Here is a 19,205-nt window from a genome sequence, read left to right as displayed (position 1 = left end):
GTGGCAGCTAAACAGCCATGTTAGCAAGGAAGTTTGTGTATGTGAACAATGTTAGTAATGTCATATAACATTATTGCTCAGAACGATCATTGGTCGACCGCGCAGACTTGGATCAAAAAGACGCTCGCATGAGCAATAAAAATTATTGCAGTCGACCAAACCAATCATTGGGACGGCCAGTGCAGATTTATCAGAACGACACCCCATATCTCTGTGTCGCCTGAGCAGGGCAGGTGGGGATAGTTTGGATTTTCGGGTTCTAGCCAAGCGTCTTTACCGGATTGACGTAATCGCTTTACCGTCAGCTCGCCATTATGTACGGCAACAACCACATGGCCGCTGCGAGCAGTCTTTGCGCGATCAACCACCAGAAGATCGCCGTCGCGCATAAGGGGTTCCATGCTGTCGCCTTCGAGCCTGAAGAAGAAGGTTGCGGCCGGATGCTCTATGAACTCGTTCAGATCCAGTTGGCGATCAATATAGTCCTCTGCCGGCGACGGAAAACCTGCCGGTACACGCGCCAGGGCGAGCGGTCTGGGTAAAAATCTTATGGGGGCAAATCTGGCGATGAATGAGAACATATCAGGAACATTGTCCTAGATGTTCCTGTTGTCAATATCGATCTACTGACAGATTTGATTATCGATCAGAAGAGGGGGAACTTGCCGGGTTCCCCCTCATTGGTAAGTATCTCATGGCCCAACATAATTTCATTTTTTAGAATGAAGTCAGATTTTTGCTATTTGATTGTTCATCGGCAATCGAGCCGAGTGCTTTACGTGCCGTGTGCAGATAAAGCGCTGGCTCGCGATATACCGCGTTACTGGATTCTGCCTTGCGGAGATCCGACAGAAGGGTATCAATGCGCTGGGTCAGGTCGTTGTGATTTACAACCATGTTTGCCTCCAAGGATGTGATTGAAACTATCCCCAAGAAAGTATGTCGACCTTCTCCCCGGGTCGGACCCAGCAATCCTAATGTGCAATGATGAATGGATTTTTCGTTGTTGGTCCATATCTTGCGCGGATTATTTCATACAGCAGCCAAACGCGGTTGTTTGCATTAAGTGGATTGCGCAATCCACAAGTTGTAAAACTCAAACTAGTATTCATTCAATATATATTTGGTACTGATTAAATATACTTTGTTCATTTTTTGCTTTCGTAAGGGCGAGGTCTGCCCAGTTAGCATGCGAAATTCGCCTCTAGACGTGAAAATCAACCGTTTCAACAAGGGTATTCTGAATTTGGCATCGGTGATGCCGATGGATACACCCCGTGTTGAAAAGGAGGATACATGGGAAGATTGCTTGAATTTGGTTTTTTGTGTGCTGCGTTTCTTACCGTGATCTACAAATTGTTCTGAAGAATGCTTTGCGCAACAAATGTTCCCAGCATTTTCCATAACCTAATCGACTATGGATTGTGCAATCCAGATTGACGGCTTGAATTTTGGCAGGTGTCTCAAGCATCATAGGACCGGAACAGGTCACGGCTCTATGGATTGAAGCAGGCCAGATCAAGCACGCTCTTTCTTTCGGCTGCACTTTGGTTCGATAGACCGGTGCCGCGCCAGGCGCGACACCGGCCAACCTCACTCGCAAGCATGTATACCGGAATACGGCCCTTACGGGTAACGGTTGGCCCTGCCGATAGCATCGCGGACAACATCCTTTCAGGCACGTACCAGGTACCCTTGAGGCATTGATCTTCAGGATCGGTCGAAGGAAGGGCTTCGCCCTCTGCCGTAAAGCAGAATCAGGGTCCCTGTTCGCGCCTTAACGGTCGCGAACATCCCATATTCAGCTTGACGGCATTCACCCTTTTGAGACGACGGGAAGAAGTTGAACCGGCCAGATCGGCCAGCCAGTTGTCTCTATGGGGATCAGAACAATGCATAAGGTAACGGACAGAGATATTGATACCGCCAAGCGTATCGCCCTTGAATTTCATGCTGCAGTCAGGGCGAATGATGGTGATGCCGCAAATGAGGCTTCGAGGTCTTTCCGCGCTCTTATTACGAAGACCAATGGGGAAAATGGCAGCTTTGGCAGTTTTGCCGACGATGGGGCAGGAACAGCCATCACAGCAGCACTTGCGGCCAAAGCCGGTCAAGAGCCGCATTGGGGGCAGAACGGGTTGTTTGTTCTGGAAACCAGACATGGTCGGGCATTGGTCGATTTCACCTGTCCGCTGGATATATGCAGCAGCTTTGGGTTTACGGCCATCGATCTTGGCCTGCCCTTTATTTCCGAGACAGGATATCGCTCGCATTTCTATATGGAATGGCCGCCACTCAGCGTTAAGGAAGCAGCTGCCGCAATCTTTTGCGAATACGCAGAAGCCGAGAAGATGGCAAATATTGAAATCGAATACCGGCAGGGACGAAGCAATTCGCTGCCTGATTTCGCAAAGCCCTCATGGACAGCATTTCAGGGCATCCCAACGCAGACCGACAACAAAGGCCAAATCGGTTTTCAGTTTTGATCTGCCGGATAAAGACGACAGGAAAAAGACATGACCAAATACATATCCATCGCATTTATCACCGCCAATCGACAGCATATTGAAAGCCCGGCAATCGGTTCTACGCTGGACGCTATAAACCGGTTGCAAGAGCAATTGGCTGAACAAATAGCCGTTCATTATGACATTCGCTGGAATGGTCGGATCGAACATGAAGGTGACATGACTGATATCGGCTATATGCCAAACCGGCCGGGGCAGGAATGTCCGATGCTATTGGATCGGGCTGATCCGAGTGGAGAGTTTGGTGACGATGAACAGCCCGGTTAGGGCGGGAAGGGATATTATGATCCAAACGACATAGACGGAAACCGGCAGAATTTTGCCGGTTTCATTTCTTTTTGCCAAGTACCCGCGCCATGGCCTCAAAGTCATATTCAATTTCACAGGTTCTATACCAGCGGAGGCCCGCATGATCCCATTTTGCTGTTATGGTGTATCTCTTCATCATGTGCCGGAGCTGCGAAACTGTCTCGGGTTCACGCGACCAGACCTGCAGTCTGGATATCAAAGCGTTAAATCGTTTATGGATATCGGCGATATTTGCCGGTGCCTTTATCTCTTCAAGAGACCGCTTTAATCGCGCAATTTCAAGCTTTGCGAGGCGCATCTGTTCGGTGTTGTCGTCAAACCAAGCTTTTAACTCGGCACTGTCGCTATTCACCTTGAACGTGTTCAGTGCATGGGCGGCGCGATCTCGCATTCCTTGCAATTTTTGTTCGGCTTCGCTGATTTGCTTTTCCAGCCTGTTCCGTCTTTCCGCTATGGCTTCATGACTATAATGTGCCTCGATGTCCGCACAAGTCAGGCGCAGGGCCTCACGAATGATAACATCGCACAGCTCTTCGTAACGGATCGCACGGTTCGGGCAGCCTTTTTTCTTGCAGGAATAACGATCCGCCCAAGCCGCTGTGATTGTGGTGTCATGTTCGGCACATCTGAGACGCCCGGCAAAAACCGCAACAACCTTTCCTGTCGACTTGATCTGTCTTTGTCGCCAGTGCCTGATCCGTGTTTTTGATATCTGGTCTGTTTCTTCAGGTGATCGCATGCTGGCGGTTTTTCGATATTCCGCCACCTTGGATGACCTTTCATCCAGTTGCGCCTGAATCGCATCAAATTCCTGTTCTTCGATGATTTTCAGCTCGGGGACGGGGACTTGTATCCATTCGCTTTCCGGACGGAGAACCGCGAGCTTCTTGCCCGTCTCGGGGTGCTTGCGATATTGCATCCTGTTAAACGTCACCACGCCCTTGTAAAGCGTGTTGCGGAGCAGGCCGGTTTTGCGAATGCGCGATCCTACCAATGTCGTTGGTGCCCACTTGCCACCAGAAGGTGCCGCGATCCCTTTCCGGTCGAGAATAGTGCAGATATGCTGAAGCTTGCTGCCGGTTGAATACAGTCTGAAAATTTCCCGGATAACTTCGGCTTCTTCCTCGACAATGCGACGCTTACCTCGGATCAGTTCTCCGTTGCTGTCGAGTGCTCGAACAATTTCATATCCAAAGGTTCGTCCACCGGGAACACCACCTCTTAATACTGAAGCAATCATGCCTCGATGCGTCTTGTCTGAGAGATCCTTCAGGTAAAGAGCATTCATCGTGCTTTTCAGGCCGATATGCAGCTCGCCAATGACACCTTCAGAAATCGTTTCGACATCAATGCCAAGGAAGACCATCTTTTTAAAGAAGTTCGCTGTATCGGCCTGATCGCGGCTAATGCGTGACAGATCTTCTGTAACCACTCTGTCGAAACGACCGTCAAAGGCTCCCATGAGAAGGTTGTTTATACCTGAACGATTTTCCATATGGGCACCCGAGAACGCTTCATCATAATACACGTCTTCGATCGTATATTGTTTGGCTTCACAATAGCCCTCACACCTCAGTATCTGGTCTTGGCTGCTGGTGGTCTGGCGGTCTGTCGAATGGCGTGCGTAAATCGCAACTCTCACGTGAGGTCCCCTGCGTTTCTCTTTTTTGATTACACGGCGCAGAAACAGGTGTGCAAGCGATATGTAAGCGCAGGGTTTTCGCCCAAAATCTCGCGGACTGCAACAGTTTGGAGGGTTTCGGCCACATTGCAGGAGTTTGCAAGAGATTGCAGATGTTTGCAGAACTTCGCACAACTTTACCCTGTCGTTTCTTAGGCAGGATAGGTTCAGTACCGGTACTGAACGAGCATTTCATACTCATCCTGCCTTATTCGCACGACAAGTCGTGCTCAACGGGTAAAAAGGAAACTGACACAAGATGTTACTGTCGATAACATCAGCCGTTGGTGCATTTTGATAAAGAAGGTGGCTGGTATGGACGTTTGGTATCACGGCAGCATCTATAAGTTCGATACGTTTCCAATCTTTACACATTTCGGTACGGAGAAGGCAGGGATGGACGCGATTGGTAAACAATTGCGACGTCATCCACGAGATCGGAATGGTGGGTTTCGCCATTCCAACCTAACCGTTACTGCACCTAGGCTGCATGCTGTTGAATTTACTGAAAAAAAATGGCCGAAAGCCTCAAAGGATTTCGGCAGTACGACGAAATTGGCTCTTGCCAAAGCGCTTGACGATATTTGCGGATACTCGCGCAACAATGGTTACTTCATTCAGTTTTATGAACACCATCATCAAATTATGAAGGGCAAGGAAAAAAATGAGATCGATCACGAACTCCACTTCAATCTGGATGGCGTTAGGGATGCCTTTTTGGCTAAAGGCATTAAAGCCTTCCTATATCCGAACAATGTTGAAGACCGAGGTTCTATATCGCTTTGCGTGGTGTCGCCGAACTTAGCTGGACTAACTCGACTAAGTTACACAGAATTATCACGTGAAGACCTAGAAAGCAGTCTTGCTGGAACTTTTTTTGATCCACAACAACACATCGACAACATGTCTTTCAATAAGTGTTGGGAGATCGCTTATCCTGAGCCGGATGTTACAGAGTAGGTTTTGAAGGCATTTAGACTCTGGGGTTAAATAGACAAATGGCCGAACGTTCACCATGGGGCAATTTCCCAGCTGTTATCCGAAATGGCGATCTGGGAGAGCTGCAACAGCAGCCGGAATATACACTCGCCAAAGCTGGTGATACGGATGCTGCCCATGACTTGGCGGAACGTCTCCTGCGCAACGGAACGATTGATCAGATCCGAAACATAATAGGAAACGATCAGCCGCGAATAGTACCTGTGCTTGCTGAGGAGGCTTCCGGACATAATAAAATACCGTTGGCAATGGCGTTTGAAGTCGGCAAGAGGTTGGGGCTGGACGTTGATGTTTCTATATTCCAAACGGAGCGTGTCGCCAGAACCGGCGAAGGTGCCGATTACCGCCTTGCATTCAATCCGTCATTCGATGGTCCCGTTAAGAAGGGAGGCAAATATCTGGTTTTCGACGATACGCTGACAATGGGCGGTACTATTGCATCATTACGTGGCTTTCTGGAGAACAGGGGCGGCAATGTGATTGCTGCGGCTGTAATGACGGCGCATCTAGGTGCATTGAACATCGCCGTGAAACCAAGTATGTTAGAGGCTATTGATCAGAAACATGGCTCTGCCATGAATGATTTTTGGAAGGAGACATTTGGATATGGCATCGACCAGCTCACTCAAGGCGAAGCCGGCCACCTCCGAAAATCCCCTTCGGTTGACGCCATCCGAACTCGAATCATTGAAGCAAGATATGCAGTCTTCTCTCAAGCGCATGCAAGAAAGAGCAGTGCAGAAAGAAGCCAGCTCGACCCCGAGCAGACAGAGCGCGTAACACCCGAAATTCCCCGACCATTGGCCTCCTATCATCAGGCATTAAAAAAGCTTGAGATTATTTCTGCGCCTAGGCATGAAGTGCTTGTTGCTCAGTGCAAGCTCGCTATAGCCGAAGAGTTTTATAATAGTGGAAGGCTTGATGTACCAGGGGCGCACTCTGCTGAAATCAGAGAACAGGCTCACGAAGAGGCGCTATTACTCATGGCGCAATCTGGTCACGAAAGCGCTGTCTCGCCGTTGAGTAAGCCAAAACAAAGAATAGATAATGTAATCAAAAAGCAAACCGGACCAAAGCTCGACATGTAATGGTGCTCGCGATCGCTACTCAATAAACCCCCACCTAAACCAGCTGGACGGAGCATAAGGCCCATCATCAGAAAGATGGTCACATAGTTTGCTCATCATGACAGAAAAGTCACATCAGGGCAGCTTTTTTTCCGAGCGCTAATCAGCCGCAACGACCTCACGACGGAAGTTTTTCTCCTGTTCTCCTGAAAAAGTTGCGATGACCCTTGCTGCTAAGTTTAACGGACCCACTGTTGCCTCAAGTTGAGTCCTTCCGGCAGACGACAGAATTAGTAGCTGTCCCGTGCCATATCTCTCTGCGTCATATAGAGTTTTAAGCTTGGTACCTTCCACCCATCGGATGGTTCTAGCAGCAAGGTTTCCCAAAGAGTCATGCAACTCAAGCGGATTGGTATCACTTCGTTGCCAACCGAGTTTTTGCGCAACAAAGGGGCAAACCGTGATGGTGTCGTTGCCGAAGTCTTCAAAGAGATTTCCAGGAAGGCGGCAAACGAGGGGACTTTCCTCTCGCTTGTACATTGGCCGAAGGTAGTCGTATGAGAAAAGCCGTGGTAATCCTATGATACCTTCTGTCACATTAACATTGCTAGGCAAGATCGTTCGATGAATGTCGGCTGATGCACGAGCGGCATATACCTCGAAATAGGAATCTTCAGCCAGAATAAATTCATCCGACAATAACGTTGACTGAAGCATATAATCGCACAGCTCGAGCCATTGATTGTCGTCGATTCCGCCATACTTCTGCGTGGGTACAGTTGGCCATTCCAGCCAGTCTGGCCTAGGAGTATTCTCAGGAGGGAAGCTAAAAAGAGACGGTCCACCAATTTCATCCCAAAGAGCTCGAAAAACTCTCTGATCTACGGCATCGGCACGTTCCAGTTCTCGTACAACTTTTCCAAATGCGCGGAGACATGACGATGCCATCGGTCTCCGATAAGCAAATTGCAGATTCAATCTGCGGAGTTGTTCTAAAATCTTGTCCTCAATTTCTGGCCCGAAGGCGGCTTTCCCGCCTTCTTTGCTCATAAAGCTTGCGCATCGCCTGCGCAGCATCTCTAAAGGTACATCACTAGCATTCGTAAGGAGACGAAGTGGACCTCTTAGCATCGATGTCCAAGTCCACGGGTCATCTGACCAAATAGGTCGGTTTCCAGAGAGTAGTCCAGGGGGGGGATCGAAATTGTCTGCCTGGTCGGAGTTAGACGGAAAAAGGGTATAGAAGGCAGGTAATTCAGTTGCCGGGAGTTCTTCTATTTCCTCCTCTAAATCATTCAGCACCTTTCTCCCTATTGTCGAGACGATAAAGTCGTCATCCCCAGTGAGCATTTGTGCCTCTTTGACGACGAATGAACGCAAAGATGGCGTCGCTCGCAGACTGTCCAGTATGGCCGCATACTCGCGCAATCCATCAGGGCAGTCTCTCAAATAAAGTGCCAGCTTAGAAACGAAGTCTTCGCCTGAACTTCTATCTGAAATCAGGCGTGCAGCTCGTCGCGCATGAATGGTGACTTCTGGACAGCACAGCTTGAAAGCATAGGCAACTATGAAGGCGAGGACGTCGGAGTATGTATGAACGCTTTCGATTATCTCGACCGGTCTGGCGAACCGAAACTCGCGATATGCCTTTAGGTGCTCTTCCGTCTCATTCCATAGCTCCCGATAAGGAATGGGATCTGCAATCAGTTCAAGTACTTCATTGAGATTTAAGAAAAGCGAACTGCCGTATGTCTGGCCTGCAGAGAGCTCATTGACTAAGGAATCAAAGCCTTTGTCTATCGCGGCTTTTCCTTCTAGTTCCAGCCGAAGCTGCTGCACCGCAAGTTTCTGACCGCCCATGAATGATGACCAGTACCCGGACAAAGCAGCATTTTCGGCAATCTCAAAGTATTTCTCTGCCTGCTTACGGAGACCGAACTGTAGGTATCGGCGTGAAATTGCACAAGCGGTTTTGGCGTCTGCAATGATGTGGGGGCGCTTGGAGAGGAAATCCTCAATTTCTTTCTTGTTTGAACTCTGGATGAGAGCTTCAGCAGCGCGGGCATATGAATAATCAATCTTATCACCGTAGGTTGATTCTCCGTCGCCGACCGCAAGAAGTGCTTCTAAGGAATCCGCCTTTATCTCACCATAGACGCTGCTTTCAGAGCTATGGCTTCTCGGTTCGCCGTGTGTAACTGTGCGAAGCGTTTCTGCGACTTCAGCAGCACACTCTATCATCGGTTCGATCAAGGGTTTGGCTTCTGGAGCGAACTCCAGAATCATTTTAAGAATGCTCTCGCGTTGTGAGGGAGGACACCAGCGCTGGATCGAGGATAGAAGAATTGAGATTGGCCCCGCCCTTTCATCAGGTGTCAGCGCAGGAAGAGCTATCTTCAGGCATCGCTCAATCCCACCTGCTGCGAACGGCACGATCAGGTAAGCACACGCGATTATGGTTAAACCGGACAGAGTTCGGTCATGCTTAGCGATCGAGGCAAGCGCAGCTTCCACAATGCGCTCCCAAGAGGCCAGATCACTCTGGAGTAACCTATTAGTGACACCTGCAAGAACGCAAGGACTCACCCCTGCACCTTCCAAGACATCAGGAACCAACCGGGCTGCCGTATCAGCCCCCGCAGTTTCGTCCATACCAAGAATTAACTGCGCGAAGGCAAGGGAAGAGCCTTCCATATTGCCTGGAGAACTCGCACAGGCTTTCAGGAACGACCAAGCCCAAAAAACGTACTGTGGCTCCTTCTTAGCCCGTAACCAATAGCCGAACGTATCTTCGTGCATAACATCAAGTGTGGCACGGGCTTCGTCAATGAGGCCAATGTGACAGTATGCGTTAGTGAGTGATACATGGGTATCTACTGCCTCATGGGGAGTGCGGTCGACCCGTACCTTAGCCCGTGCACGATCAATACGCGTTTTCGCCGCATCAGCATCTCCATTGACGTCGAAAACAGCTTTTGCAAACTCGACCTGAAAACCCTCTGAGTTCGCAAGGTTATTGTTGCCGAGCATGAGCTTTTCATCGACTTTCGCAATAAATTCATTGAACGCTGTTTGCTCGCAAGTTTCGGCTATGTCCACCAGATGCTGAGCAATGCCTTTAAGAGAGCCATAAAACTGATAGGCGGTGTAATCGTGGATATCTGGCTGGGCTTGAGCAAAAAAGATGACAATGGAATTCAGCGCTCGTTTCGTCAGGCTGGTTTCTTGCTGGGAGGCAAGTGCCTTCAGAGTTCCTATCTCACATAATTTTGTGTGGGCGTTTGCCAGAAGCGTACTGTCTTCTGAGTCACGTGTTCTAGACTCTTCCGGAAGTGCAACGTCAAGAATTTTACTAAGGAAGGCAGTCTCAATTATCGCTTGTGAGAAGTCTCCTAAGTTATTTTGTATTGCGTTATGACGAGTGAGCCGGGGAACCGTTAGCGCAGAGGCCAGTTTTACTGCGAGGGTTAGATCGCCGAGTTTCCAAGCAATCAAGGCTGCAGCGCGTCTCCAAAATTGGTGGGTAGTGCCAAGCTTACTGGAGGCGAGTACGAGGCATTCACGGGCGTCCTCTTGTCTCTTTTCTTGAAATGCGAATTCTGCCGCTTGTACAGCCAAGCAGGCTATTTCGTGATCAGTTAGCTTCAGAAGTGTCTTGATTTCTGAAAAGTCGGTAATGCGTTGATCGCACACAGTTCCTAAGGCTAAGCTGAACTTGAGTTCGCGGCGCGTCTGAGAGCCTTTGTCGTCGTCTATGCTATGAGTTTGAATGACAAGGGAGTCTATCAATTCACCGAGCTTGGCAAGTGGGCGGAACCGCTGCGCTCTCTCGATCCATCCGCGCGCAAGGTTCATTGCGCTATGTGGATCGAAACCTTCTCCAGAGAAAAGAACTTCAAGGGGCTCATTTGCGAGAAACACTTGCCGAGCGCGCTCAATGTCTCCCATTAACCAGAAGTGGTCGACGAGTTTGAGCCATCCTTCGCCATTTTCTCTGTCTTCAAGAGCGTGACGGGTCGCAAGTTCAACATCGCCAAGTTTCAAAAGAAGCTCAATAAAATCTAGGCTGCTGACTGCATCAAGCCGATAATCAATTTCTTTCTCAAGTAGCAGTCGATTTAAAAGAAGGACAGGGTCACGCGTAGGATTCACCGCAGCATAGGTAAGTCGTAAATCTGTGTAGACTTCGCCGGAAGGCCGGAATGATCGAAGTGATCTTCGGAAGTAGTCAGCTGTTCCAAGCGCGAGGACTCCATCTAAATTTCCAGCGCGTGAAAGATATCGAAGCTGATACCAATATTGTGGGTCGCTGGGCTGCGCTTTGCCGGCTATCAATGCAAGCTTTGAGTGAATATCTTTCTCTGTGTTAATACTGGGCTTGCCAAACTTCCGTCCGGTTTCCTGTACTATAAATAGCCGGAAGCTGTTGTGAAAAATGGAAAGACGATCTTGCTGATCCGTCAAAAGCAAAAAACCAGCGGTCGTAATGACGTCATCGACCACCTCTTCGCTACATACATCAGCAAGTTGTTCGCATGAGAGCGTTCCTTCCGCACGCGCGAGAAGAGCTAGAGCGGAGCGAGATGATGGTGCTGTGTCGAGTTTTTGCCAAACACGCTCATATATTTGTTGTAGAGACCGTCCCAAACCATCGATATCGGACAGAATCTTCAGTGCAACTTCCGCTTCAGTGACTGAACGAAGTGCTTCAATGAAATAGCGTGCAGTCAAAGGATGACCACTAGTAATTTCAAAGAGAACCTCCCTGTCAACGAAAGAAGGAAGGTTGGCGGCATCTGCTAATGCAAATATAGATGCTTTGCTCAGTGGCTCAATCGCGACACTTCTGCCAGCCTCTTTGGTTTGTTGAATAATCGTTGTTTGTAACCCCGGGAGTTCGATACGCTGAGTGCCGAGGATAAAAATGACGCCTTCAGGAACAGCAGCAGCAGCCGGCAACTCAGCTAGAAAACTTGCTACTGGGTTTTCCTCACGAGGTACATGGTCGAGCCCGTCGATTACAATGAGTGTTTTTCTACCTGAGGTGCTATACCTGGAACCTGCCGCTTCGAGCTGTCCTACGAATTCGTTCCTCAACCCGGATAGGTTGTCGTTGGTAAACTTTGAGGCGTAGAACCCCTGGCTACGAAGCTCGGCAATTATATCGTTTAAGAATTCGCTTGCTTCTGCTCGGCCAAGGCCTTGCCGCTGGCCGGGAAGAAAAGCTAAATACCTCGATATACTGTAGCTCTGGTTAGAAAATAAACCACGTTGCAAAAGTGTGGACTTGCCGGTTCCCGGAGGCCCAATAAGCGCGATATACCCCTGCGTCGTCCGCTCAATGAGATCAATGAGTTTTCTCTCTGTAGCTTCATTTTCTTGGTAGTCCGGTGGAACTGGAAAGACGTGAAGGTTATGCTGGCTGAGCCTCGAGCGCCACCCCAACTTGTTTATCAGATCTTGCTCAGTATATCTTTGACCTGGGGTTGAGGCTCGAACAAGTCTCGGAATCAGGCTTAATACCTCTGCAGCTTTGGAACGGTCTATAGGACCAAAATTGGATAGGGCATTTGCCTGTAGTTCTCTTTCATCCTTCAGATCAAGATGGTTCAAAAACTCTAAAAAATCCAACTGATCTAGGCCAGATCTAATTCGGAGATCCGTGAGCGTGTCGCTCCAGACTGAACTCGCGATAACATCGTCGCAAAGTTCTGTACGGGAGATGAAATCTGCAAACGCTGCACTGTGACGAGCTCCCTGAGCGTTGGAGTTCGCAAGAGCAGTGTCAGAAGTACTAAAGAGACCAGCAAATATGTAGCGTAAGTTTACTTCCCCTGTTTCAACACGCTCCTTGAGGCTCAGCCAAGAAGTGGCCATTTCTGCAATGAGTGAGTCTTTTAGCTCTGTGCGGAGGGAAACATATGTCGCGCTCTTTTCACTCTTAACCTGAGTGGCAAGGATGCCCCCATTGGTGTGGAGCACCAAATCGTCGAAAATACAGGCAGCTGGTTCTGCGATCGATATGGCATTGAGCAAACCGTCCTGCATAAGTTTGTAGAGGACGCATGCAGAATATTCGTACTGTTTCCAATACCCGGTAATAGCTGTAGTTTCGCCGGTCGACTGCGCTCTATTTTTCTTTGTTACCATTACTTAATTGCTTACCATCTATCCCAGACAAACAGAAGCATACAACGTCTTCTGTCCCTAGGGTATAACTGAAGTGCGGTCTGGGGCCACACCCTAGCGATATGCAATCGGCGGATGGGGAGCAGGAATTGAAACCTATTGGAGTTGGTCCGGTGCTTAGAATGAGGAAACTGTCCTGAGTGCAATTGACTGAAAGATTTCCAATTAAGAAATACTGGATTAAGCCGAAAAATGGATCCAATTAAACACATGTTAGCTAAACCCGTTCCCTATGCTTTGGGAATTTGGGGGGGCTTATGGCTTCCAGATATAGATTTGTTGTTACTGCCAATTCTGCATCATCGATCAATTATCACCCATTCAGTTCTCATCCCGTGGCTGCTTTTTTTATTTTTTAAGAACCGAGTACCTCTTTATGGCATTGCTGGATTGTATGTAGGTATTTCTATTCACTTGGCGGCGGATTGTTTGTCCGCGACTGTTGGATTCGGGATGATCTGGACACCGTGGCCATTTAAGATGTCACTGGGGCCAGCTTCACCGGTTTGGATCTTAGTCAATGCAGCACTGGGGATTTGGCTAACATTGCAACTGGCACCAGAGAGAAAGCTCTGGACTGTTGCAGGGATGTGTTTAGCCGCATCGGGATATTCTCTACTAAACGAAATGGCAATGTTACCGTTCGTGGCTTTTAGCCTGATCTTTTCAGCCGTACTCTTCATCCGCTATAAAATGGAGAGAAAACAGGGTATCGATAAAACGGCGGCGAGTTTAACCACCGAAAGGATCAATTCCAGATAAGAGAGTTTATAATAAATATGGCTAGATGCACCGAAATACATGAAACGTAGGCTCGGAAGATGTGACAGTCTGAATGTCATATTTTGCTGTATATGACATACCTACCGATTAAATATTGTATGAGTAATATGTTGATCTGGAGCGATCTGGGATCGTCGAGGAAATCATTCGGAGCAAATGTGGCCGTTTGTTTTGTTGCCAGCGGTATCTTGCCATCTTGAGCGAGGGTTCTGAACCGCTTTCCGCTGTGATCTGTAGGCAACTGAGATATTTCGAAGAGGTAGATGTGGCAGAAAAACTTGAAGTCTTTCAAGACATGGCCATTCACGGGCCAATAGACAAACGGCCCGAACTACGCGAAGGGTTGATAGCAGCGGCAGTCGGTTCTTGGCGAGTGGATTTGAAACGGACGGAAGAGGTGGCGCACAACACCGTCCCTCTCGAGGATGTAGTCCTTTTTCAACGAGATGCCGACAACGACCATCCCGCTGTCGGATTGACTCTATGGGGAACCGAAGACGGCTATTATGTGCCTAACATCGTTCCCTTGGAGAAGGGCAGCCTCAGCTTCGCCCAATACAACGCTTTGCTTAAGGATTTTATCGCACAAATTGCTGAGCCAGTTGCTACCCAATTCGGCTTCACTATCTCGACAACCCAAGACCAGCAAACGCTTGAAGATTGGTTGTCTCTGGAAGCGGCTATAAAGTTGAAACATTTTTCGGGTGCAGCCAACAAGTCGACAAGAGCAAGTCACCCATCAGATCAACGTCGCTGGTTCGACTTTCTTGTCGCCGTTCATCGTGCTGATGACAAACCTGATGCAGATAAACTGGCTCGTTGGCTCCATGAGGTGGATGGTTGGGATCAGGATTCCGCGCATACTCTAGCGGCCGACTTCGAGACCGCTGTCGCTCTTCTTGCATATTACGAAGAGCATTGAAAGGTGATGGACGCGCATGCGATTGCATCTAAGGATGTACCAGTGTTGTGCATCGACACATGCTCTATTCTAGATATCATGCGTGACCCAACGCGTGAAACAGTTAAGCCCCATGATCGGCAAGCCGCCATAGACCTTGTGGTTGCGGCGGAAGCTGGAAATCTCATATGCCTTATGGCAGAACAGGTTGCGATCGAGTTCGCCGTTCACGATCAACCCGTCCAAGAGGAGGCGGAACGTAACCTAAAAAAACTGCAGGAACAGATAGATCGTATCAACAAGCTCTCCACCGTCTTTGGTGCTCCGGGGACCATTGATCTTGCCCATCTCGACGGTCATGTTGGGCGCACGCGTGGTGTTGTAGAAAGATGGCTCACCGAGCTCCAAAAGATAACGCCTGGAAACGGAATCCCGACCAAAGCATTCGCACGGATGAATGCGTGTATCGCTCCAGCAAGGCGCGGTAAAGATTCCTCAAAAGATTGTTTAGTCTACGAGACTTACCTTGAAGCCGTAACATCTCTGCGAAACGCTGGAGTGGTTAAGCCAATAGTGTTCCTATCTTCGAACACCAAAGAGTATCTGACAGAAAATAATATTTTAAGGACTGGGATCGCAGCGGAGTTTAGCAATATCAACCTTAAATATGTGCCAAATATGAGTGCAGCAAAATTCACTCTCGGTTTGTAACCTCCATATCAATGAAACCATGAAACGAAGGCTTGGAAGGTTTGACGGCCCGCACGTAATCGATGTCCATGTTGCAGAACGCATCAAGATGCTGCGCAAGATTTTGGGTGTCAAACAGCAACAATTGGCGGGCCTGTTTGGAATTTCTCCCCAGCAAATCCAGAAATTTGAAGCTGGGCGGGACCGTTACAAAGCCGGACATCTTCAGATGTTGTCGCAAATGTTTGGTGTTGAAATTGACTTCTTTTTTGAAGGCATTCCCGAAGACATAGAAAAAATGTCGCGTTCGGAACGTGACAAACTCAATTCAACCGCGGTCCAAAAATCAGAAATAAAAAATACAGAAGTAATTGAATCAGCCTTCATTGAAGACATTGCTCGATTATCTGAGCAGCAGCTTTTGATGGTGAGTGAAAGATTGTCCAGTTTGAAGGATGTATAGGCGAACATGCGGTTTCATTAGATCCCTCTCGTATGATCTTTTTGCCGCTTCCGAGTTGTGTCATCACCATCAACTCCAGCAGTCTTAAGAGCGTTTTTAACTGCGTCTATCTTTCCGGTTTTCAATATATCCCCGAAGGACATCTTATTGCGTTTTTTGTCCTGATCAGACAGAGGAGGGGAGAGCAAATCGGCGTCGATGGCGATTGCTGCTTTCTTCGCATGTACCATTGGCTTGTTTTCGACGGCCATGTGCGCATCCATAGCGGCAATGACAATCTTCCGATCGGGATTAAATCTGCGTAGAGTTTTTCCGACGGCTGCAAGATTTTCCGATTTCACTGACCAGACAACTGGCTTGTTCGTCAGACGGTTTAGCTCAATGGCGCTGATCAGGTCATCTGCTATCAGAATGGGGTCGTCAGGATCTTTTGATATCCGTTCCCCGATAACATGATGCAGACCTTTATCGCTACCCGTGCCGACCAAAGTTTCAACGGATCCGCTTTCATTGACGCGATAAACGGCTGCAAGGCGGTTTCCGCCGTCTCTGAGAGGGATAAGGACATTTCCTGCATCATCCACTCGAAAACCAGCCCACGCCTTCTCTGTGCCCATATCGCTCCGGGCAGAAACAACCCTCTTGTCTGGGCGGGACGCTTGCTGCCATGCAAGCCACCCATCATCGCCAACCAGGACGGCCATTTCATTACGCAAAGCGGTCATTGATGGCACTGTTTCAGGATCTGGTCGAACTTCCGCTTTCCAGATATTCCGGTGAGTTGTAACCGTGCGGCTCTGAAGGTTGCCCTGATCATCGCGATATTTTTCAACGACCTCGACTTTCTTCTTTTCGGCGATATCAAGCGTGATCCAGTCGCCCGTTCTTGCACCGGAGCTATTGACAGCAACGGCAATATCAACGCCCCAAACGTAACGTTCAGTTCCGTCCTGATCCTGCAGCTTTACAAATTCGGATTCCGATTTGTCAGGGTCAAAGTTGAAATGTGCACGACCCGTATCCATCAGACGGGCAGCAGATCGGGACGGTTCATGCAACGCATATTCCTTGAACGTTTCCGCACGTGCCGGCCGAACGATCTGAGCGGTAAATTTGTCGGCCGCTACCATCTCCCCGGGCAATTCCTCTTTACCCAGGGCAAGAACGATATTTGCTTCACTGTACCGTATGCGGACCTGTTCAAGGGCAGCATGCCAGTCGTCAGGTGTTTCAGGCACGACAACAGGGCAACGTGTTGCTCGATGGATGGCCGCTGCATCGGCATAGTCCCGTGGAATGATGACGGTATCCTTTTCATCTCGCCATGCAGGATCGATCACATGAGAGAGCGCAATATTGTCAACCGGATCAATGAGGGTTCTTTGCTTTCCTTTTTGATCGATCAGAATGACGTTTTCCAAACGGCCGGAACGGTCTTTGAGGGGGACGGCGACCTCACCATCAGGCGTAACTTTAACGCCGTAGCCTCGAATGCCGGCAGATTTAAGCCAGGATGAATTGCCGGGGGTCGCCCATTCCGGGCAGGCATCCCAGACGAGAAATGCCTCGTCCCCTGTGGCACGGGAAAAGGCACGGCGAATTTCCGTTTGATCGTCCTGGCTCGGCATCTGCACATAACCGGTACCAGGTAACTTTGCTTCGGACTTTCCTGCGACAACCGGTTTGATCAATGGACTGGATTTGCGATAGCGTTTTATCACCGACTGCAGCTCGCGAGGATCTGCGACAATCACGACGGGGCGTCGGGTTGCATCATGAATCTTTACCGCATCGGCATAATCGGCCGTGAAGATCACCGGCCCGGAATTGATCTGTTTTCTGGTGTCGATGATGTGTGTCAGCCCGCGTGCCTTGATATTGCCGATCGACATCCTTTTCTGGCCCGGGGCATATATGCGGACAGCCAGCATAAAACCGTTCTCGTCCTTGAAGGGTACAAGAAGGTTGCCGGCATCATCCAGTCGGCATCCCCGACCAGTTGAGCGAGTATCTGCCAGCCAGTTTAAGGATTTTGCATCGGCCCACTTTCCAGCTTCACGCCACGCGGCAAGGGCAGGGGCTGCGAGTTTGGAAACCGGTATCGGTCGATCATCGCCAAATACCAAATGTATGAATTCCTGTTGGGCGATGAGGAACACCATCGCGAGCGGATCGCGATAGGCTTCACTGAGCAGAAACAGCTTCCAGTTTGAAATCGTGCGAGACAGAAGCGTACTGCGACGATGAAGAGGTTGCTGAATATTCAGATATCGCCGCCAAAGAGGCGACATGCGCGGATGCCGCATTGTCGGCCGACGCTTGTAGCGTCGTTTTGGGTGCGTAGGGAGGGCGGGTTTATTATCTGTTTCTTTGACCGGGGGAACAAAATCGCCGAGCTTCTTTTCCAAGGCGGATTTGCTCATGTCACGATCGAGCGCCGAGGCCTTCATGCCCTGACCATCTGGACCGACCAGAACGAAACCGTTACCGCGCTTTTTTAGCTCGATGTCGTGTTCGGCAAGAATTCTGTGCAGATCCTGCCAGGCTTCAGCGCCGTTGATTTTTTCAAGCAGATCCTCGCGATGTTGAAGAACATGGTTCTGGAAGCTTTCCTGCCATGTTTGCGCCTCGTAATCGCGAGCTGAAGGCGACAGTTTTGGACCCTGTTTTTCTCTCTGGGCCATGCCCCGGTCGATAAAGAGGCCATATTGCTTTTCCAGTTTTCGGGAGACCCGATCAAGGATTTTGAAATCCCGAAACGGATTGATGACCTGAAGCGTGCGGGGATGGATCTTGTTAAAGGCAATATGCATGTGGAAATTGTCGGTATTGATATGCGTACCGGCCACATATTGATGTTCAGCAAAGCCGAGGCCATCGGCATAAGCAGAAGCAATATCCTTCAGATACTGTTCGGAAAGCCGATCTTTCTCGCCCGGCCGGAAAGAAACCATCATGTGATACGATTTGTCCGTGACTTCGGGTTTCATCAAGCGGACGGCATAGACTTCGCGCAAGGCCAGTTCAAGATCGTCCAGCGTCTCGCCGGCGCCACAGTTCTCAATCCAGAACTTGTCCAGTTTTTCCCCGGGTTCCTTGGCTGCCGCGATGTATTCGGCCAGTTCTTTGTAGTTATCGGGAATATCGGGTCTTTTAGGGATTTTCTTGGCGATCATTTCGCACCGCGTGCGATCGTGCGATCGATCTTGCGCACCACATCCTTCAACTCGTCCTGGGTGGATTTGATGGTGGCGGCCAAGTCATCGTATTTGCGCAAGAGATCGGCGCTTAACGGTTCATCAAGTGCCAGCTTCAGAAGGTTCCCGAGACGGGCGAGGTCAGCATTGATCTGAAGCATATCAAGGATCGCTTGGGCGGCTTCAAAATCCCGGGCATTGGGGAGAGGTGAATTCATAAGAAGCCGTCGAAACAGTTCCGATCGGCTCAATTTAAGTTGTGCCGAGAGTTCCTTCAAACGGGAGAATTCCGTTTCGTTTAAATAGGTTTCCACCTTGATCCGGTCGGTAGCCAAAATCCAGTATCCGCAAACATGAATGACAGAAGAATACTGTCGGCGACCGGAAGGCCGCCGACA

14 protein-coding genes and 1 pseudogene are annotated in these 19,205 nt (G+C 49.3%); 8 read left to right on the top strand and 7 right to left on the bottom strand.

Annotation, left to right across the window (positions count from 1 at the left end):
* Window positions 1-69: 69 nt before the first annotated feature.
* From IT971_RS22590 to IT971_RS15140, 3 genes and pseudogenes are all read right to left on the bottom strand, one after another.
* A pseudogene (locus IT971_RS22590) lies at window positions 70-168 on the bottom strand (hypothetical protein); the annotation flags it as partial.
* Window positions 165-581: a LexA family transcriptional regulator gene (locus IT971_RS15145; RefSeq protein WP_063093907.1), complete on the bottom strand. Its 417-nt coding sequence runs from the start codon at window positions 579-581 to the stop codon at window positions 165-167. The gene IT971_RS15145 and the pseudogene IT971_RS22590, both read right to left, overlap by 4 nt.
* A gap of 136 nt (window positions 582-717) precedes the next feature.
* A complete protein-coding gene (locus tag IT971_RS15140; RefSeq protein WP_063093906.1) occupies window positions 718-897 on the bottom strand; it encodes a hypothetical protein in 180 nt (59 codons plus the stop codon).
* A 995-nt stretch (window positions 898-1,892) separates the two neighbouring features.
* Between IT971_RS15140 and IT971_RS15135 the strand changes: the two genes are divergently transcribed.
* On the top strand, window positions 1,893-2,486 hold the full coding sequence (locus IT971_RS15135; protein WP_063093905.1) for a hypothetical protein: 594 nt from the start codon (window positions 1,893-1,895) through the stop codon (window positions 2,484-2,486).
* Window positions 2,487-2,516: 30 nt separating this feature from the next.
* A complete protein-coding gene (locus IT971_RS15130; RefSeq protein WP_063093903.1) occupies window positions 2,517-2,795 on the top strand; it encodes a hypothetical protein in 279 nt (92 codons plus the stop codon).
* 61 nt (window positions 2,796-2,856) lie between these two features.
* On the opposite strand, the gene IT971_RS15125 is transcribed toward IT971_RS15130, so the two are convergent.
* Complete coding sequence (locus IT971_RS15125; RefSeq protein WP_071239502.1) at window positions 2,857-4,479, bottom strand: recombinase family protein; 1,623 nt, start codon at window positions 4,477-4,479, stop codon at window positions 2,857-2,859.
* A 435-nt stretch (window positions 4,480-4,914) separates the two neighbouring features.
* On the opposite strand from IT971_RS15125, the gene IT971_RS15120 reads away from it, so the two are divergent.
* Together IT971_RS15120 and IT971_RS15115 are read left to right on the top strand one after the other, a co-directional pair.
* Window positions 4,915-5,478 (top strand): hypothetical protein, encoded by a 564-nt coding sequence (locus IT971_RS15120; RefSeq protein WP_139190038.1) that lies wholly within the window; start codon window positions 4,915-4,917, stop codon window positions 5,476-5,478.
* Window positions 5,479-5,516: 38 nt separating this feature from the next.
* A complete protein-coding gene (locus tag IT971_RS15115; RefSeq protein WP_063095898.1) occupies window positions 5,517-6,605 on the top strand; it encodes a phosphoribosyltransferase in 1,089 nt (362 codons plus the stop codon).
* A gap of 138 nt (window positions 6,606-6,743) precedes the next feature.
* Here IT971_RS15115 and IT971_RS15110 read toward each other — a convergent pair whose 3' ends face one another.
* Complete coding sequence (locus IT971_RS15110; protein ID WP_063095900.1) at window positions 6,744-12,734, bottom strand: ATP-binding protein; 5,991 nt, start codon at window positions 12,732-12,734, stop codon at window positions 6,744-6,746.
* Window positions 12,735-12,965: 231 nt separating this feature from the next.
* Here IT971_RS15110 and IT971_RS15105 point away from each other — a divergent pair, with 231 nt between their 5' ends.
* The 4 genes from IT971_RS15105 (at window position 12,966) to IT971_RS15090 (ending at window position 15,610) form a co-directional block, all read left to right on the top strand.
* Window positions 12,966-13,535, top strand: coding sequence for a hypothetical protein (locus IT971_RS15105; protein ID WP_063095902.1), 570 nt, complete (start codon window positions 12,966-12,968; stop codon window positions 13,533-13,535).
* A 286-nt stretch (window positions 13,536-13,821) separates the two neighbouring features.
* Window positions 13,822-14,478 (top strand): hypothetical protein, encoded by a 657-nt coding sequence (locus tag IT971_RS15100; RefSeq protein WP_139190037.1) that lies wholly within the window; start codon window positions 13,822-13,824, stop codon window positions 14,476-14,478.
* A gap of 6 nt (window positions 14,479-14,484) precedes the next feature.
* Window positions 14,485-15,168 carry a PIN domain-containing protein gene (locus tag IT971_RS15095; RefSeq protein ID WP_063095906.1) on the top strand — a complete coding sequence of 228 codons (684 nt, stop codon included), beginning with the start codon at window positions 14,485-14,487 and terminating at the stop codon, window positions 15,166-15,168.
* 88 nt (window positions 15,169-15,256) lie between these two features.
* Window positions 15,257-15,610, top strand: a complete 354-nt coding sequence (locus IT971_RS15090; RefSeq protein ID WP_175484456.1) for a helix-turn-helix domain-containing protein — start codon at window positions 15,257-15,259, stop codon at window positions 15,608-15,610.
* A gap of 17 nt (window positions 15,611-15,627) precedes the next feature.
* On the opposite strand, the gene traI is transcribed toward IT971_RS15090, so the two are convergent.
* Both traI and IT971_RS15080 read right to left on the bottom strand, forming a co-directional pair.
* Window positions 15,628-18,786, bottom strand: a complete 3,159-nt coding sequence (gene traI, locus IT971_RS15085) for a TraI/MobA(P) family conjugative relaxase (protein WP_063095910.1) — start codon at window positions 18,784-18,786, stop codon at window positions 15,628-15,630.
* Window positions 18,783-19,142 (bottom strand): hypothetical protein, encoded by a 360-nt coding sequence (locus tag IT971_RS15080; RefSeq protein WP_063095912.1) that lies wholly within the window; start codon window positions 19,140-19,142, stop codon window positions 18,783-18,785. Before IT971_RS15080 ends, traI begins: the two co-directional genes overlap by 4 nt.
* Window positions 19,143-19,205: the final 63 nt, after the last annotated feature.

It is taken from the genome of Thalassospira sp. B30-1 (genome assembly GCF_015767575.1).
Classification (GTDB): Bacteria; Pseudomonadota; Alphaproteobacteria; order Rhodospirillales; family Thalassospiraceae; genus Thalassospira; species Thalassospira xiamenensis.
The sequence above is the reverse complement of the archived record's forward strand: the minus strand, read 5'-3'. Positions and strand labels throughout refer to the sequence as shown.

Excerpts from the sequence above, each read along its gene's own strand:
- traI (WP_063095910.1), bottom strand. The coding sequence starts at position 18,786 with ATGATCGCCAAGAAAATCCCTAAAAGACCCGATATTCCCGATAACTAC.
- IT971_RS15140 (WP_063093906.1), bottom strand. The coding sequence starts at position 897 with ATGGTTGTAAATCACAACGACCTGACCCAGCGCATTGATACCCTTCTG.
- IT971_RS15110 (WP_063095900.1), bottom strand. The coding sequence starts at position 12,734 with ATGGTAACAAAGAAAAATAGAGCGCAGTCGACCGGCGAAACTACAGCT.
- IT971_RS15120 (WP_139190038.1), top strand. The coding sequence starts at position 4,915 with ATGGACGCGATTGGTAAACAATTGCGACGTCATCCACGAGATCGGAAT.
- IT971_RS15095 (WP_063095906.1), top strand. The coding sequence starts at position 14,485 with ATGGACGCGCATGCGATTGCATCTAAGGATGTACCAGTGTTGTGCATC.
- IT971_RS15135 (WP_063093905.1), top strand. The coding sequence starts at position 1,893 with ATGCATAAGGTAACGGACAGAGATATTGATACCGCCAAGCGTATCGCC.
- IT971_RS15105 (WP_063095902.1), top strand. The coding sequence starts at position 12,966 with ATGGATCCAATTAAACACATGTTAGCTAAACCCGTTCCCTATGCTTTG.
- IT971_RS15130 (WP_063093903.1), top strand. The coding sequence starts at position 2,517 with ATGACCAAATACATATCCATCGCATTTATCACCGCCAATCGACAGCAT.
- IT971_RS15115 (WP_063095898.1), top strand. The coding sequence starts at position 5,517 with ATGGCCGAACGTTCACCATGGGGCAATTTCCCAGCTGTTATCCGAAAT.
- IT971_RS15090 (WP_175484456.1), top strand. The coding sequence starts at position 15,257 with ATGCTGCGCAAGATTTTGGGTGTCAAACAGCAACAATTGGCGGGCCTG.
- IT971_RS15145 (WP_063093907.1), bottom strand. The coding sequence starts at position 581 with ATGTTCTCATTCATCGCCAGATTTGCCCCCATAAGATTTTTACCCAGA.